The sequence below is a fragment of the Neobacillus pocheonensis genome, assembly GCF_050477905.1.
Taxonomy (GTDB): domain Bacteria; phylum Bacillota; class Bacilli; order Bacillales; family Cytobacillaceae; genus Neobacillus; species Neobacillus pocheonensis_A.
The window spans coordinates 10886-26634 of sequence record NZ_JBCNAD010000019.1; the positions used below are offsets into that span (position 1 = coordinate 10886).

Here is a 15749-nt window from a genome sequence, read left to right on the forward strand (position 1 = left end):
AACTCCCTTTTATTTTTTAAATGTCCATGAAAACGGTTACATCAATAACTTCCCTCATTTATCCAACACAAAAATCCCTATACTTTTTTATCCAAAAGTTTGTATATTTATTTGATTTCTGAAAATTCATATGATACTATTAAATTATTATTTTTTATTTTTACCCTTTAACTTTTTTCCACATTAAAGAATTGCAGTATTACTTTTCTACAAACAATATTTATTAACTTATAAGTTTCATAGGAGGTGAAGCGGCTTCCGAAGGATATTCCGAAGAAGCCCAAAATAATGACACAAAGATGGACCCCTTCCTTTTTTAAAGATTTCCATAAACATGAACACGATGCCTGCGGAATCGTTGCTTGCCTTGAAAAGAGTAAACGTCCTACAAGAAAGAATATCTTTGACTGTATTGACGCACTCGTTACAATGAACCATCGCGCTGGCTTCATTAATGGTGAAGGCGATGGTGTTGGTATCCACACAGATATTCCTGTTAAGCTTTGGAAAGAAAAATTGCGTCAAGCAGGCCTTGACCCATTACTTGCTGAAAAAGAAGAATTTGCGGTAGGCCACGTCTTTATCAGCCAAAAGGTTAACTGGCAAGCTACTAAACAAGAATTACAACAAAAGCTAGTAAAATATGACTTAGAGCTAGTATTTGAAACAAATGAGGTAACTGATTCTTCCGCACTTGGACCCATTGCCATCCAGGAAAATCCTGTCTTTTGGCAAATTGCGTGTCTTTCAGCCAAAAAGGGGCAAGAACTAAATAAGGTCCTTTTTGAAGCCCTGATTGATTTTGAGAAAAATGAAAATGTCCATGTTGCATCATTTAGCCAAAACCATGTTGTTTACAAAGTTATGGGTGCTGGGGATATTCTGCCAAGATATTATCATGACCTGGCTAACCCACTTGTTGCTTCAACGATGACACTTGGCCATAACCGTTATTCAACGAACACTCTTTCAAGTTTTTTCCGGGTGCAGCCTTTTAGTGTTCTAGGACATAACGGAGAGATTAATACCATTGCAAAGCTTCGCGACGAAGCCAAAATGATCGGGGTTCCGCTTGTAAAAGACGGCAGCGACTCCCAGGATTTAAGCCGAACCATGGAAACATTAATTTGCCGTGAAGGATATTCTTTATTTGAAGCAATGGATTTGTTATTCCCGCCAATTGTTAACGAAATTAAAGCTTATTCTAGTGAACTGCAAGATTTATATACTTATTTAAGAGAAGCATGGGGCCACTTTGCCCAAGGACCGGCCGGAATCATTTCCCGCTATGCAGATGAGGCCGTATTTAGTGTTGATGCACTTGGCTTGCGTCCACTTTGGATGCTTGAAATCGAGACATCCTATCTATTCTCCTCAGAGCCAGGAATCATTCCATCCAGTGAATATGTGAATGAGCCTAAGCCATTGGCACCGGGTGAAAAGGTTGGTTTTAAATGGAACGGTGATCAATTAGCAGTTTACGAGCAAAACCGATACCAAAAAGAAGTATTTAACCGTTATAAGAATCGTTTAAATCTTAGTGAATCAAGATTCCGTTTACAGCCTCCTGTCTTAAATAAAACCGTAACAATGAATTATCCTGACAAAATTCATAACGGTCAATACAAGGCTTTCGGCTGGGAACGTGATCATATTCAATTAATCGAACAAATGGCTGAGAAAGGAATTGAACCAATTCGTTCCCTTGGCCATGATGCTCCACTTGCGGCATTAAATCCTGAACGGATTAATCTTGCTGATTATATTAAAGAAAGTGTTGCGGTAGTAACAAACCCTGCCATCGACCGTGATCGTGAAACGGAACATTTCTCAACACGGGTTATTATTGGCAAACGACCTACTCTATTTGTAAAAGAAGAAACGGAAACGGTTATTGAACTGACCACTCCGCTCTTATTAGAAGGAAAAGCAGGTTTCACTTGTTCTGAATCCTTAGGGCAGCCTAGCTTTGATCAAGTTGTTCAGCATTTCCAGGAGCAGAAATTAGTTGCATTTATCTCAACTACATTCCATAAAAACGAAAAGCTCGATGAGGCACTAGAGAGGCTTTCTTCTGAAGCCGTTCAAGCTGTTCAAGCAGGAAAAACATTACTTGTTCTTGACGATGCTAAAGCCCATCAAGAGGATGCGTACTGGATTGACCCGCATCTAGTTACTTCGGCGATTGATCAAGCACTAGTTAAAGCTGAGTTAAGACGGGATTGTTCTTTATTGCTGCGTTCTGCGGCGATTCGCTCCCTGCATGACATTATTACTGTTTTTGGTTTAGGAGCAGATTTAATCAGCCCTTATTACATGTTCCTAACCGTTTTGGATGAATCAACTACACCGTTAACCAACCTATATAGTGCCTTAACAAAAGGATTAGAAAAAGTAATCTCTACCATTGGTATTCATGAGTTAAGAGGTTATGGCCGTTTATTTTCAAGTATCGGCTTACACGAATCCATTGCGAAGGTATTAAACATTGTTAACTTCTTTGGTTCAGAAGAAATCGATGCTAATTTTGAAGCCTTAAAACAGGATTCTTTAAAAAGAGCCGAGGATTATAACAACGAGAAAGAGCGCGTCGGAAAAACCTTCCACCTCTTCCCTCGTATTTGGAAAGCAATCGGCGAGGTGGCATCTACAGGTGACTATGGTGTTTACCGCGATAAAATCACGGAACAAGAAACAGAGAACCCTACTACTATTCGACATTTAGTTCAGTTAAAACAAAGCAATAAAGCTGTTGCGCCGAATGATGTAGATATCCGTGTTGGCGACCATGATTTACCGTTTCTTATTTCGTCAATGTCTTTTGGATCACAAAATGAAATTGCCTTCCGTGCCTATGCAGAAGGTGCTGATCGCTTAAACATGGTTAGCTTGAACGGTGAAGGCGGCGAAATCAAGGATATGCTCGGAAAATATCCAAGGACACGCGGTCAACAAATTGCATCAGGACGATTTGGTGTTAACGCTGAATTATTAAATTCATCCAATCTATTAGAAATCAAAATTGGTCAAGGGGCAAAGCCTGGTGAAGGCGGACATTTACCTGGATCAAAGGTAACTGCCAAGGTAGCGGCTGCACGTAATGCTACACTTGGTTCTGACCTAATTTCACCTTCAAACAACCATGACATTTATTCGATTGAAGACTTAGCTCAAATGATTCAAGAGCTAAAGACAGCAAATGATCAAGCAAAGATTGCTGTAAAGGTGCCTGTCGTTCCTAATATCGGCACGATTGCTGTTGGTATCGCCAAGGCTGGTGCTGATATCATCACACTCAGCGGATTCGATGGCGGTACTGGTGCGGCGAGAATTCATGCGTTGCAGTACGTCGGATTGCCGGTTGAAATTGGGGTAAAAGCTGCACACAATGCCCTCCTTGAGAGTGGCCTTCGCCATAAAGTTGAAGTTTGGGCTGACGGCGGTGTGAAGAGTGCAAAAGACGTTATCAAACTTATGCTGCTAGGTGCAAACCGCGTCGGTTTTGGAACTTTAGCGATGCTATCAATTGGCTGTACTACCTGCCGTGGCTGTCACTTAGATACTTGTCATGTTGGTATCGCTACGCAAATTGAAACGGAAGCTCAAGCAAAGGATCACGGCCTGCGCCGCTTTGTACCACGACAATTAGATTTAGCCGTTCAAGGCATCATGAATCTTTTCACTGCTTTCGCTTCAGAGTTAAAGGAGCTTGCCGCGTCTGCTGGCATTAAGAATCTACAGGATGCCGTTGGTCATTCTGAATTATTGGAGCAAGTAAAAGGTGAAGGTCAGCTTAACCTCTCCCACTTACTAAAGCCTTTGGAAATCAGCCAATTTGCGAAAGTGGAAGCTTCAAAATCCATTTCAGAAGCACAAATGCAAGTAGCTGTTGGTGCTGAATATCTAGATGGCAGTGTAGATCAGCTTCATTCATCCAGAGAATTCGTAAGTGTTACCTCTGAACAACGTGTGCTTGGAAGCCGTGTCTCCTGCCACCGTGTTCGCGGCAGACTAGATGGTTCTTATAAACAGCTTCCACCTGTACAGCTTAAGTACAAAGAAGGATCCATTCCTGGAAATGGCCTTGGCGCTTATAACAGTGAAGGAATTGAAATTACTGTAAACGGAGGCGGCCAGGACGGTGTTGGTAAAACATCCTTTGGCGGTAATATTCATGTTCTTAAGTCGAAAGGAAAAAATGGCCAATTCTACAACGGTTCTGTAGGTAAAGGCTTTGGTTATGGAGCGCAAAAAGGTCTGTTAGTTGCTCAAGGAAATGCTGATGCCCGTGCGGGAATCCGTCTTTCAGGTGCAGATTTAATCATTGGCGGCCAACTAAAAAAGCCTCTTCCGGAAAAAGAAGCCGGCAACATTGGCTCAGACGCTAATATTAAAGGATTCGCATTTGAATATATGACAAACGGCCGAGGTTTAGTTCTAGGCGACCCAGGACCATGGATTTGTGCAGGTATGACTGGTGGAGTTGTTTATTCACGACTTCAGCCTGAATTGGGACTCACGAAGGATGCTCTTAAGAAAAGAATTGCGAAAGGTGCCAAGGTATCTGTCGTAGATTTAAGCGAAAAAGGAAAACAAGACATCACGGAGCTATTATCAAAGTATACAGACCTGCTTGAGCAAAACGGGCAGCCTGAAGAGTCAAATCAGCTTCGTTCTTTATTATCAAACCTAGAAAATCATTTCGTTCAAATTCTCCCTGTAAAAGAACAGGCAGATCCATCCGTATCCACAGAGTGATTAATCATAAGCGAAAAGCCCGTTTTAGCAACGGGCTTTTTCTTTTGTCACATTTTGTGGAACAATTCCTATATAAAGTCATATAATTTTCCTTGAATAAATGTTTTATTCCCTGTATAGTACAGTAATGTTAATTCTGAGCAAAATACAAAAATTATTTTTTGAAAGGAAACTATTAAGAATGAAGTTAGGTGCCCGCATTTTTAAAACGGGAATAGCTATTGTTTTATCACTATACTTAGCCCAATTATTACATTCACCCTCCCCTGTCTTCGCTGCGATTGCTGCCATATTCGCAATACAGCCGACTATTTACCGTTCCTATTTAACCATCGTTGAACAAATCCAAGGGAATATAATTGGAGCTGTAATGGCTGTTATTTTTGTACTCCTTCTCGGCAACCACTACATTGTTGTTGGACTCGCAGCAATTATTGTGATTCTCCTTAATTTAAAGCTGAAACTCGAGAAAAACATCGGTCTTTCACTGGTGACATTAATATCAATTATGGAAATACAAGGCGGCAGCTTTATTCAGTTTGCAGGAATTCGTTTTTCGACCATCATGATTGGGGTCTTTTCATCCTTCTTGGTTAATCTCGTGTTCATGCCGCCAAAATATGAAAATAAACTCTATTTTAAAATAGCTGATACTACTGAAGAAATTATTAGATGGATTCGTTTAAGCACACGTCATGACTTTGATCATCAGCTTCTGAAGACAGATATTGAAAAATTAAAAGAAAGCTATATTAAAATCAGCCAATTTTATTTAATGTACAAAGAAGAACGCAGCTATTTTAAAAAGAATACGTTAGAAAAATCTCGTAAGCTTGTTATTTACCGTCAAATGTCATCCACAGCTAAAAAAGCACTTGATACATTAAAAAAGCTCCATCGATTTGAAAATGAACTGCTGCACCTGCCGGAGAATTTTCAGCAGTCCATTCAGGAACAATTGGACTGTTTGATTTACCAGCATGAACAGCTTATGCTAAAATTTATCGGCAAAATTCCAACCCAACCGACTTATTCAGAAGGAAATGTTTGCTTGAATAAAAAGGAATTATTTGATTTATTTTTGACGCACCAAAAAGAATATGCAGAGCATAATAATCCACATATGTATCACACGATGCAAATCGTTGCCTCCATCATTGACTATAGTGAACAGGTAGAGCATCTAGATACATTAATTACAAGCTTTCATGCTTATCATTCAAACGAAGTATCCATTGAAGAAGAAAATACGGAATAAAAAACCGAAGCGGATTTTACTCCACTTCGGTTTCTTTATGTTCAAGCTGCTGTACTTGAAATAATTTATAATAATTCCCCTGCTTTACCATCAATTCATCATGTGTGCCTACTTCGACAATTTGGCCATGTTCAATCAAAACGATTCGATTAGCATGAGTGATGGTCGATAGCCGATGAGCGACAATAAAGGTGGTACGTTCCTTTGCCAACTCCTCAAGCGATCCTTGGATGGAATGCTCACTCTCTAAATCAAGTGCAGAGGTTGCCTCATCAAGTATAAGGATTGGCGGGTTCTTCAGAAATACCCTCGCAATGGCAATTCGCTGCTTTTGACCGCCGGAAAGCTTTATACCCCTTTCCCCAACCTTTGTATCATAGCCTTCTGCCAGATTTAAGATAAAATCGTGAGCGTTAGCAGCTTTGGCAGCCTGGTAAACGTCTTCATCAGTAGCCCACGGTTTACCTAATAATATATTATCCTTGACGGATTCACTAAATAAAATATTGTCTTGAAAGACAACTCCTATTTTATCTCTTAATGTTTGGACTTTAAATTGACGAATATCTACTCCATCAAGGGTTATTCGTCCTTTTGTCACATCGTAAAAACGAGGAATTAAACTAACTAGGGTTGATTTTCCGCCCCCACTCATTCCAACCAGGGCAATTGTTTCTCCCTTATTTACTTGAATGGAAATTTCCTTTAATACCATTTCTTCATTGTCATTATAGGTAAAGGAAACATCTTCAAAGGAAATAGCCCCCTTTACCTCCCTGCATTCTACAGCCTCTGGACTGTCAACGATATCATACTTTTCATCCAATAATTCAAACACCCGGTCCATAGATGCAAAGGATTGGGTAATAGTAGTGGACGAGTTAACCAATCTTCTTAATGGATTATAAAGCTTATCGATATAAGCAAAAAACGCTACCATCGTCCCTAATGAAAGTTGATGTTGAATAACTAGGTAAGCAGAATACCCTATCACAATTAATGGGGCGATATCGGTAATGGTATTAACAGCAGAAAAGGACTTCGCATTCCAACTTGTATGCTGCAGGGCCTTTTCTAAAAAATTTTTATTCTGCTTATCAAATTGTGTTTGTTCGTACTCTTCAATTGCAAAGCTTTTTATAACAGGCATCCCTTGTACCCGTTCATGCAAGTAACTTTGAACTTCCGCAAGTGCCTGCGAACGAACCCTTGTTAACTTGCGTAAGTTCCCAAAAAAGTACCTAATAGAAATAGCATAGAGTGGAAAAAGCAAAATAGATATAATGGTTAATTTAACGTTCATAGAAAACATAAGAATGATAGCAATAACAATGGTGGCGATATCCAGCCAGAGATTCATCAGCCCTGTCACAACAAACGTTTTCGTTTGTTCCACATCATTGATGACACGAGAGATAATGTCTCCAGCACGAGTATTTGCATAATACTTAAAGCTGAGCTTTTGAATATGTTTATACATCGTATCACGAAGATCATATAAAATTTTACTTGATGTCCATTGAGCAAAGTACTGCCTGTAATACTCAATCGGCGGCCTAAGAATGACAAAGATAACGATCATTACACCCATAAGAAGCATTAATTTATTTATTTTTTCATCGTTTGAGAGAGAATGATTTCCAAGGATGTCATCGACTACATACTTGATTAATATCGGTATGATAAGCGGAATGGAGAATTTAATAACTCCAATAATAATCGTTCCAATGATTTGCCATTTGTATGGCTTTACAAATTGAAGATACCTCTGAATGCTGTTCAAAGGGCACCACCTTTCTAAATATAAAGAAAACTCGCCGATTGGCGAGCCAGGGCGAAGACAGAGGCGTAGTTGCCCTTATGCTTATAGGAAAGTATAAAATTGGTAAAATTTTATACTTTCCTATAAGCCAAACGAAAACCTGTTGATTCATAATCAACAGGCGTTTAGCCATTAACGTCTGTACGTTAAATAACGTTCATACCAAATATCGATAAAATCCGGTGCAAATGGGCCATTCCTTTGTCGAATCCATTGAATCAGCTTCTCAACATTCCGCTTGAGAATTTGATCAATAACATCTGGATAATTCATTTCGCGGCGATGGCGTTCATATTCATCTTCGTCCAGCAAATTAAACGTCATATCAGGATACACCTTTATATCAAGATCATAATCAATATATTTAAGTGCTTCACCATCAAATATAAAAGGTGAACTGATATTACAGTAATAATATATACCGTCTTCACGGATCATTCCGATTACATTAAACCAGTATTGTGAATGGAAGTAACAAATGGCAGGTTCCCTTGTAATCCATGTTCTGCCATCAGATTCTGTAACAAGTGTCCGATCATTTCCACCAATAACTAAATGCTGTGACCCTTTTAAAACGGTTGTTTCTTCCCAGACGCGATGGATGTGCCCATTGTGTTTATAGCTATGTATTTGCATTGGTTCACCTTCGATGGGTACGCCCATGTTCTCCCCTACCTTCATTCCTGAACGCTTTGTAACCTAACTTTCCAAAATTCAACCGACAAAAGGCAACAAAGTAAATTCCTATTTTCTATTATTATAACGGTTGAGACCAGAATTTAAAACAAAAGAGCCACAATTCAGGTGGCTCTTTGTAAAAATTTGCGAATTTTTTCCTCATTTTCAATATATTTTATTAAAATGTAGGCGTTAAGCTCGATTCACGATAAGAATTAATGACCTCTTCTGTCTGTTTTTCAAACATTGACTGAATTTCTTTCAACTCTTTCTTCTTGAGTTGAATATCCTTTTGAATGCTTTCAAGATTCGTTTCATGTTGTAAGGTTTGCAGCTCTTCCTCAATTTGCTGGCAACGCTCAAGTTCCGCTTGAAGGTATAATAATTTTTCCATTGTTGCCATCTGCTCGGAAACTAATCGGTTAAAATGATTCATTTCCCTCACCGCCTTATTATTTGTACCTAATATGTATTCTTGAACAATCATTAATCTCCTTTGACTACTTATGTAGACTTGAGGGAAGTTTTGTCGAATTTCAGAAAAGCTCCAGCACCTATAGGCTGGGGCTAGACAGAAAAGAAGGCACTCTTTCGAATGGAAGAGTGCCTTCTAGTTAAGGATGATTAGCTTTGACCAAATTGGCCAGAGCCTCCTTGGTTCTTCTTAGCTTGAGATTGTTGGTTTTGTGCTCTTACTTCAGCAGCATTTGTTTCACTCGCAAATTCAGTACCAAATGCTCCTGCAGCTCCAGCCGCACCTGCACCAGCTTGGGATGAAGCATTTTGTTGTCTTACTTCCTGGATGTTTGTTCCAGCTGAAGTTTTGTTTGGCTGTTGATTGAAGTTTGCCATGTTAATCACCTCCACGAATATAATGTATCCATGCTTCGTGGAGATTATCCAAAAAAATTATTTAAAAATAACTTAAACGAGTAACGAAATGCCACCATCAACGATGATGGTTTGTCCTCTAATCATGCTTGAATCATCAGATAATAAGAACATGACGGTGTTTACCATGTCCTCAATTTCAACCATTCTTCCAGCAGGAGTTTTTTCTTTTGCCTCTTGTAAAAGTTCTTCACGATTTGGAAAATGCTTCAATGCTTCTGTATCAACTGCACCGCCAGAAACCGCATTAACAACAATATTTTTCGGTGCTAATTCAATCGCCAAATATCTTGTCAGCGCTTCGAGAGCTGCCTTTGATACGCCTACAACGGTGTAATTCTTCAAATAACGAATGGAACCTAGAGAGCTAATGCTGACAATCTTCCCGCCGCCATTTCTCTCCATCAATTTTGCCGCTTCCTGTGCACAAAATAAAAGGGCTTTACTATTGATGTTTAATGTCCAATCCCAATGTGATTCTTCAAGCTCCATAATCGGCCGCTGCACGCCTGAGGCAGCATTATTGACGAATACATCTAAACGGCCAAATTCCTGCTCAATCTGGGCAAACATATCTTTAATTTTATCAACATCGCCAACATTGGCTTTAATAATTAATGCTTTTCTCCCAAGTGCTTCTATTTGTTCAGCAGTTTCAAGAGCACCTTTCTTACTCCTTGCATAATTTATAACAATATCATAACCCTCTTTAGCCAGACGAAGAGCCGTTGATTTGCCAATCCCTCTGCTGCTGCCGGTAATTAATGCTACTTTTTGTGTCATCTTTCTTTTCCCTTCTTTAATCAAGTATTGCTACTATTTTAGCCTTTCCATGAATAGAAGACAATTAATAGACAAATCACTAAGAAAAATATGATGAGGAAGGGAAGTTGTAATATGTATGCGGGACGGGATATGACCGAGCTTTCAATGATGGCTAAAGCAGACTGGAAGGACGAAGAACTTACATTTTTTCATCATTCACTGCAGCAAATGGTTCCCTATTTAAATAGCGAGGGGCTAACAATACATCGAGAGATCATCGAAGAAATTGAAAACCGTGGTGGGATAAGACACTAAATAAAGAGAACGCCGTAACATAAGTCGCGGCGTTCATTCCTAAATATGGTCATGATATAGCTTTAACATCTTTTGATAGGAAACAGGAAAAGCGTACTCTTCCATTTCCTCTAACGTAACAAGCTTCCATTCGTCACACTCCACATACTCGGAACAGATTTTCCCTATATAAACCTTTATATTCCACACCAGATGTGAAAAAACATGTTCAATTTGCCCGATAATTTGCTCGAGCTGGACGGATAGATGGAGAGACTTATTAAATTCTGTTGTCACTTTTTCTCGGTCGGCCTGCAATGGGTGATCAATTTCTACATTTGGGAATTCCCAGAGATTTGCAAGTAAACCTGTTGAGGGTCGTTTATGAATGAGGACCTTCCCGTTTTCAGCAATAAGAATCGCTGCTGCTAACTGAACATCCCGCGTTTTCGTTTTTTTTGTTTTAACTGGAAGCTCATTTTGAACTCCCTCATAAAACCCATGGCAATGTTCGCGAACTGGGCATAATAAGCAGGATGGTGAGGTCGGAGTGCAGATTAATGCCCCTAATTCCATTAATGCTTGGTTAAAGGCCGATGGATCGTCATGCGAAATTAATTCCCGAACTGCTTTTTCAAAAATTTTACGAGTAGATGGTTTCGCAATATCTTCCCAAATGGAAAGGATTCTTGACAATACTCTCATTACATTGCCATCAACCGCAGGTTCAGGAATTCCATAGGCTATACTTAAAATAGCACCAGCCGTATATGGGCCGACCCCTTTAAGTTTGGCAATTTCTTCTGGTTTGTTAGGAACTTCACTATTATAATTTTCTCGAACTTCCTTGACGGCAGATTGCAAATTTCGCACTCTGGAGTAATACCCCAACCCTTCCCATGCTTTAAGGACTTTATCTTCTTCGGCATCGGCGAGGTCCTCAATGGTTGGAAACCACTCGATAAAGCGGTTAAAATATGGAATAACTGTGTCAACTCTTGTTTGCTGCAGCATAATTTCTGACACCCACACCTTGTATGGGTCTTGGTCTTTCCGCCAAGGCAGGTCACGCTGCTCGGCTTTAAACCAAGAAATTAAATCATTTTGAAAAGCATTTATATTGATTTCTTCGATATTTTTTAGTTCAATTATCATAACTTTATGTCCTCCGTTAAACAATACTAAGAAAAGCGGAAGCGCCTGGATCAGCCCCGACCAGCATAAGTCGCTCCCAAAAGGAAGGCGCTTTTTGCCTTCCATTTGGGAGTGGCTTAGACCAAAGAGGGGCTAGGCGCTGGAGCTAGACAATTCTCAAAGTGGAATTTTATATTTTACTATCAAAAGAAAACCATTTTCGTTTTACGATAAGACAAATTTTCTGTTTTGACAAGAATATTTTAAAGGAGGATTTTCCTTTTGGATACTGGAACTCATGTTGTAATGGGCATTGCTCTAGGTGGTCTTGCTACCCTTGACCCTGTTGTGGCAAGCAGCCATGCAAATACAACCAGTGTTTTAATTGCGACAATAGCAGGTTCACAAATACCAGATATTGACACCGTTTTAAAACTGAGGAATAATGCGATTTACATTCGAAATCATCGTGGGGTCACTCACTCCATTCCTGCTGTCATCCTTTGGCCCATCCTTATTGTGGCAGTTATCTTTCCTTTTTTTACGAATGCCAATTTGCTACATCTCTGGGCATGGACGTTTGCTGCCGTATTTATCCATGTATTCGTTGATATATTTAATGCCTACGGAACTCAAGCCCTTAGACCATTCTCGTCAAAATGGGTGGCGCTCGGAGTAATAAATACTTTTGATCCTATCATATTTGGGATTCACGTCATTGGGATTTTCATTTGGATACTAGGAGCAAATCCAGGATATACTTTTCTGATAATGTACGCTGTTATCATCGGCTACTATCTAAGAAGGTACCAAGCCAAAAAAAGAGTTTTGGTGGAGGTAAGATCAATGATTCCTGATGCAACAGAAATCATTATCGCACCAACAATGAAGTTTCATCAATGGAGAATTGCTGCCATGAATGAAAACATGTTTTTTGTTGGAAGGTCCGAAGACGAAAAAGTTGAAATTTTGGATCGTTTTAAGCGAGTTCCAGTTCCGCAGACATCCTTGATTGAAGCAGCGAAAAAAGATGCTAACATTTCTGCTTTTCTTTCGTTCTCACCGGTATATCGGTGGGAAATAGATGAATTCAATGATTATTATGAGGTTCGCTTTATTGATTTGCGCTATCGCAGTAATGGCCACTATCCTTTTGTAGCCGTCGTGCAATTAGATTGTAATTTAAAAAGAATGACCTCTTATACAGGCTGGGTGTTCAGCGAAAAAAAATTGCGTAAGAAATTAGGGGTTATCCCAAGTTAAAAAAGCAAGTGACGAGTGGGTCACTTGCTTTTTTAATGGAGTGTATTTTTTGCTTGATCCAGAAAATGCTTATATTTTGGATTTGTCGCTGCGAATTCATGAAGCCTATCGCCATAATGTTCAATCCACTGTTTCACGATTCTTTCTGTCATTTCACTTCCCATGTATTCCCTGCCCGCCTTTGCATAGGTTGTTTCAAAGTCTTCCCAAAGAAGCTCAACCCAAGTTCGAGCTTGCTGATAGGAAAGTTGATCATTTTTTCCTAAAAGCAGACTAGCTAATCTTTCATGGTAATCATTCATATACACACCTCATCTGGCAATTTCTTTTAACATAACCGAAAAAATTTAGGCAAATACTATCATTACGTGGTAAGCATTGAGAATACTTTGCTTTTCACGTGTTTCTCATTCCCTTGTATGGAGGTACAGCATGAGAAATAAACAAACTGGTTTTCCTAACCAAAATAACAATAAGTTTGAGGGAGAACCTCGAGCTAAGGCAGAATACGCATCAAAAAGAGCAAATGGTACAATTAATACGCATCCACAAGAGCGTATGCGTGCCTCTGGCGAACGCGATGATGAATCGCCTCAGTTTTAAGCTGTAGTAACAATACAAACCAGAGAACATATTCTCTGGTTTGTTACTTCAACCACTTTAATAGGGATATTGGCAGTGCTTCTTCAGTTCCATCCCCCTTTAATCGGTAACCCCAGGCAAAAACGCCATTCATATAATCAATTTTGAAATATTGTCCAGGGTCCCCTTCGATTTCGTAAATTTCCCCAGGGTGAAATGAATTAGGGTCTAAAAGATAGGCCTTTGCCATTAATACTTTTCTTTCAAGAACGGCAAATTCATTGACCATTCCCATTTGCTCCGCTTTTCTCGCTTTTTCTTGAAGCATCGCAATTTCTTGTTTTAATTCATGCTCCGACATGTCACTATACCGTTTCTCCTGCTGCATCCTGTTCCCTCCCATTTCTCTTTATTTTAGTATAGTTTTTTTTGTACAATTAATAAAGGTAAAAACCATTTGAAGGAGATACTTTAATGAAAACAATTATCGTAACTGGAGCTGGATCAGGTTTAGGTAAAGAGTTAGCTGTGCATTTTTCACAAAAGGGATATCACCTTTTATTAGTTGGAAGGAGCATTGATAAATTAACTGCTGCTAAGAATGAGATTGAAGCCGTCGGTGGTAAAGCGGATATCCTTGGGATAGATATTCGAAATGAAGACGAGGTTTCTGAGAAAATTAATTCAGTAAGTGGTACATACGAAATAGCTGGATTGGTCAATAATGCTGGTTTAGGGCATTTTGGACCTTTTGTGGATATTGAGGAAAAGCAAATTACAGATATGTTGGATACAAATGTTTTGGGAACTATTTTAATGACAAAAGCTGTTTTACCTCTTCTTCTTAGTAATGGTAAAGGAAGGATTATGAATATTATTTCTACAGCCGGTTTACGTGGAAAAGTCAATGAAGCTGTGTATGTCGCGAGTAAATTTGCGGTAAGAGGCTTCACTGAAAGCTTGCAAAAGGAATTTGAGGGCAGTGGCATCAAGATAAACGCTGTCTATATGGGAGGCATGGCGACGCCATTTTGGGAAGGCAGCGACCATATTAAAAATCCATCGCGGCTCAAGTCGGCGAAAGAAGTTGCTGAGTTGATTTTTGAGCAAATGGATCAAGATGAGATAATTATTGAGAGTAAAAAATGATAACGGGAACCGTCAGCAAAGTGTAACTCTTGGGGACTCGGTAACCTAAAAACGGTGGGGCCGGGTCCTCTATATGCCCTCTTGCGGACTCGACCACCCAAAAACGGTGGGGCCGGGTCCTCTATATGCCCTCTTGCGGACTCGACCACCAAAATACGGTGGGGCCGGGTCCTCTATATGCCCTCTTGCGGACTCGACCACCAAAATACGGTGGGACTGTGTCCTCTATATCCCCTCTTGCGGACTCGATCACTCGATCATCTGCTTACCGTATCCTCAATAAAATTCCCCCTCATGATTCTTCTATTTCAGCTAAAAACCTTTCAATAAGCTCCATCGTAAAGCCCTTCCGATATAATGCTTGCTTCATCTTTTGCTCGTATTCGAAGCCGCTGTATTTGGAATATTTACGATGTGCTTTTTCCCCCTGGAACCTGATGGCTTCCATTTCGGCGTCATCTTCTTTATTAGCATCAGTCTCATTTACAGCAATATTAATGACCTCAAAAGGATAACCTTTTCTTAGCAGCAATTGCTCAAGTTTTTGTTTTTGAATCTTAAGAGAGTCCTTAGAGTTCTTTTGAAAAAACTTCTCGCTCATTTTTGTTGCTTTTTCAATCTGCAGCTCTAGAGAATATTCCCCAAGAGCTTTAAGCCGTAACCCTTCCTCAATTCCTCTTTCCTTTAACTCCAGCTTAATTAAATCAGGTCCCTTATCAGTCGTGTTTGCCTGAGTTCTAACAAACGCAAAAGCATAATCTTCATCATTGATGTATTTTTGAGATGTTAATTTGTGAACCACTTCCTCGATGACAGGTTCCTCAACCTCTTTTTGATTTAGATAATCAATGATTTCCTTAGCAGACCTCATTCTCCAAGATAAATAATTTATCGCTAAATTATAAGCTTTACGAATGTCATCCTGGAACTGAATCTCCATAAAGGAGAAATCATCAATTTCTATGCCTTTTTTTAATTGAAATTTTATTAATACATCGCTATCCACGCTAAAGGCAAATTCCTCACCCTTGCCGTAATCCATGAAAACATTAAAGCGATCCTGATTTTTTTGTTGTGTGGTGATTTTTGTTATAATGGCCATTTCCTTCACCTCAACAATACTTTACCATATTCTGCATCCATTTATAGTAAAAT

Annotated in this window: 15 protein-coding genes; 6 read left to right on the forward strand and 9 right to left on the reverse strand. The window is 39.4% G+C overall.

The features are described 5' to 3' along the window. The first annotated feature begins 288 nt into the window (after positions 1 to 288). Positions 289 to 4758, forward strand: a complete 4470-nt coding sequence (locus tag ABES02_RS09675) for a glutamate synthase-related protein (protein WP_430133558.1) — start codon at positions 289 to 291, stop codon at positions 4756 to 4758. Between the two features lie 181 nt (positions 4759 to 4939). Further along, positions 4940 to 6016, forward strand: a complete 1077-nt coding sequence (locus ABES02_RS09680; protein WP_430133560.1) for an FUSC family protein — start codon at positions 4940 to 4942, stop codon at positions 6014 to 6016. Positions 6017 to 6032: 16 nt separating this feature from the next. On the opposite strand, the gene ABES02_RS09685 is transcribed toward ABES02_RS09680, so the two are convergent. The 5 genes from ABES02_RS09685 to fabL all read right to left on the reverse strand — a co-directional run bounded on the left by ABES02_RS09685 (position 6033) and on the right by fabL (position 10190). Beyond that, positions 6033 to 7799, reverse strand: coding sequence for an ABC transporter ATP-binding protein (locus ABES02_RS09685; RefSeq protein ID WP_430133564.1), 1767 nt, complete (start codon positions 7797 to 7799; stop codon positions 6033 to 6035). 171 nt (positions 7800 to 7970) lie between these two features. Next, positions 7971 to 8501, reverse strand: coding sequence for a nucleoside tri-diphosphate phosphatase (gene ntdP, locus ABES02_RS09690; RefSeq protein WP_066083827.1), 531 nt, complete (start codon positions 8499 to 8501; stop codon positions 7971 to 7973). A gap of 193 nt (positions 8502 to 8694) precedes the next feature. Then, entirely contained in the window at positions 8695 to 8952 is a 258-nt protein-coding gene (locus ABES02_RS09695; RefSeq protein ID WP_430133567.1) for a YgaB family protein, read from the reverse strand. Positions 8953 to 9140: 188 nt separating this feature from the next. Beyond that, positions 9141 to 9368 carry a gamma-type small acid-soluble spore protein gene (locus tag ABES02_RS09700; protein ID WP_430133570.1) on the reverse strand — a complete coding sequence of 76 codons (228 nt, stop codon included), beginning with the start codon at positions 9366 to 9368 and terminating at the stop codon, positions 9141 to 9143. Positions 9369 to 9440: 72 nt separating this feature from the next. After that, positions 9441 to 10190, reverse strand: a complete 750-nt coding sequence (fabL, locus tag ABES02_RS09705; protein WP_430133573.1) for an enoyl-[acyl-carrier-protein] reductase FabL — start codon at positions 10188 to 10190, stop codon at positions 9441 to 9443. A gap of 114 nt (positions 10191 to 10304) precedes the next feature. Between fabL and ABES02_RS09710 the strand changes: the two genes are divergently transcribed. Continuing rightward, the gene (locus ABES02_RS09710; RefSeq protein WP_430133576.1) at positions 10305 to 10487 is read left to right on the forward strand and encodes a hypothetical protein; all 183 of its coding nucleotides are present in this window, start codon (positions 10305 to 10307) and stop codon (positions 10485 to 10487) included. Positions 10488 to 10526: 39 nt separating this feature from the next. On the opposite strand, the gene mutY is transcribed toward ABES02_RS09710, so the two are convergent. After that, the gene (gene mutY / locus ABES02_RS09715; RefSeq protein ID WP_430133578.1) at positions 10527 to 11621 is read right to left on the reverse strand and encodes an A/G-specific adenine glycosylase; all 1095 of its coding nucleotides are present in this window, start codon (positions 11619 to 11621) and stop codon (positions 10527 to 10529) included. 261 nt (positions 11622 to 11882) lie between these two features. On the opposite strand from mutY, the gene ABES02_RS09720 reads away from it, so the two are divergent. Next, complete coding sequence (locus ABES02_RS09720; protein ID WP_430133580.1) at positions 11883 to 12863, forward strand: metal-dependent hydrolase; 981 nt, start codon at positions 11883 to 11885, stop codon at positions 12861 to 12863. A gap of 32 nt (positions 12864 to 12895) precedes the next feature. On the opposite strand, the gene ABES02_RS09725 is transcribed toward ABES02_RS09720, so the two are convergent. Continuing rightward, positions 12896 to 13165 carry a YfhJ family protein gene (locus tag ABES02_RS09725; protein WP_430133582.1) on the reverse strand — a complete coding sequence of 90 codons (270 nt, stop codon included), beginning with the start codon at positions 13163 to 13165 and terminating at the stop codon, positions 12896 to 12898. A 130-nt stretch (positions 13166 to 13295) separates the two neighbouring features. Between ABES02_RS09725 and ABES02_RS09730 the strand changes: the two genes are divergently transcribed. Next, positions 13296 to 13466 (forward strand): small, acid-soluble spore protein K, encoded by a 171-nt coding sequence (locus ABES02_RS09730; protein ID WP_223589771.1) that lies wholly within the window; start codon positions 13296 to 13298, stop codon positions 13464 to 13466. A gap of 43 nt (positions 13467 to 13509) precedes the next feature. Here ABES02_RS09730 and ABES02_RS09735 read toward each other — a convergent pair whose 3' ends face one another. Further along, positions 13510 to 13833, reverse strand: a complete 324-nt coding sequence (locus ABES02_RS09735; RefSeq protein ID WP_430133584.1) for a YfhH family protein — start codon at positions 13831 to 13833, stop codon at positions 13510 to 13512. Positions 13834 to 13919: 86 nt separating this feature from the next. Between ABES02_RS09735 and ABES02_RS09740 the strand changes: the two genes are divergently transcribed. Then, entirely contained in the window at positions 13920 to 14594 is a 675-nt protein-coding gene (locus ABES02_RS09740) for an SDR family NAD(P)-dependent oxidoreductase (RefSeq protein WP_430133586.1), read from the forward strand. Positions 14595 to 14886: 292 nt separating this feature from the next. Here the strand turns inward: ABES02_RS09740 and recX are convergent, their stop codons facing one another. Beyond that, positions 14887 to 15696, reverse strand: a complete 810-nt coding sequence (gene recX, locus ABES02_RS09745; RefSeq protein ID WP_430133589.1) for a recombination regulator RecX — start codon at positions 15694 to 15696, stop codon at positions 14887 to 14889. Between the last annotated feature and the right edge of the window lie 53 nt (positions 15697 to 15749).

Excerpts from the sequence above, each read along its gene's own strand:
- ABES02_RS09675 (WP_430133558.1), top strand. The coding sequence starts at position 289 with ATGACACAAAGATGGACCCCTTCCTTTTTTAAAGATTTCCATAAACAT.
- ABES02_RS09710 (WP_430133576.1), top strand. The coding sequence starts at position 10,305 with ATGTATGCGGGACGGGATATGACCGAGCTTTCAATGATGGCTAAAGCA.
- ABES02_RS09695 (WP_430133567.1), bottom strand. The coding sequence starts at position 8,952 with ATGAATCATTTTAACCGATTAGTTTCCGAGCAGATGGCAACAATGGAA.
- ABES02_RS09735 (WP_430133584.1), bottom strand. The coding sequence starts at position 13,833 with ATGCAGCAGGAGAAACGGTATAGTGACATGTCGGAGCATGAATTAAAA.
- ntdP (WP_066083827.1), bottom strand. The coding sequence starts at position 8,501 with ATGGGCGTACCCATCGAAGGTGAACCAATGCAAATACATAGCTATAAA.
- fabL (WP_430133573.1), bottom strand. The coding sequence starts at position 10,190 with ATGACACAAAAAGTAGCATTAATTACCGGCAGCAGCAGAGGGATTGGC.
- ABES02_RS09740 (WP_430133586.1), top strand. The coding sequence starts at position 13,920 with ATGAAAACAATTATCGTAACTGGAGCTGGATCAGGTTTAGGTAAAGAG.
- ABES02_RS09730 (WP_223589771.1), top strand. The coding sequence starts at position 13,296 with ATGAGAAATAAACAAACTGGTTTTCCTAACCAAAATAACAATAAGTTT.
- recX (WP_430133589.1), bottom strand. The coding sequence starts at position 15,696 with ATGGCCATTATAACAAAAATCACCACACAACAAAAAAATCAGGATCGC.
- ABES02_RS09725 (WP_430133582.1), bottom strand. The coding sequence starts at position 13,165 with ATGAATGATTACCATGAAAGATTAGCTAGTCTGCTTTTAGGAAAAAAT.
- ABES02_RS09700 (WP_430133570.1), bottom strand. The coding sequence starts at position 9,368 with ATGGCAAACTTCAATCAACAGCCAAACAAAACTTCAGCTGGAACAAAC.
- ABES02_RS09680 (WP_430133560.1), top strand. The coding sequence starts at position 4,940 with ATGAAGTTAGGTGCCCGCATTTTTAAAACGGGAATAGCTATTGTTTTA.
- mutY (WP_430133578.1), bottom strand. The coding sequence starts at position 11,621 with ATGATAATTGAACTAAAAAATATCGAAGAAATCAATATAAATGCTTTT.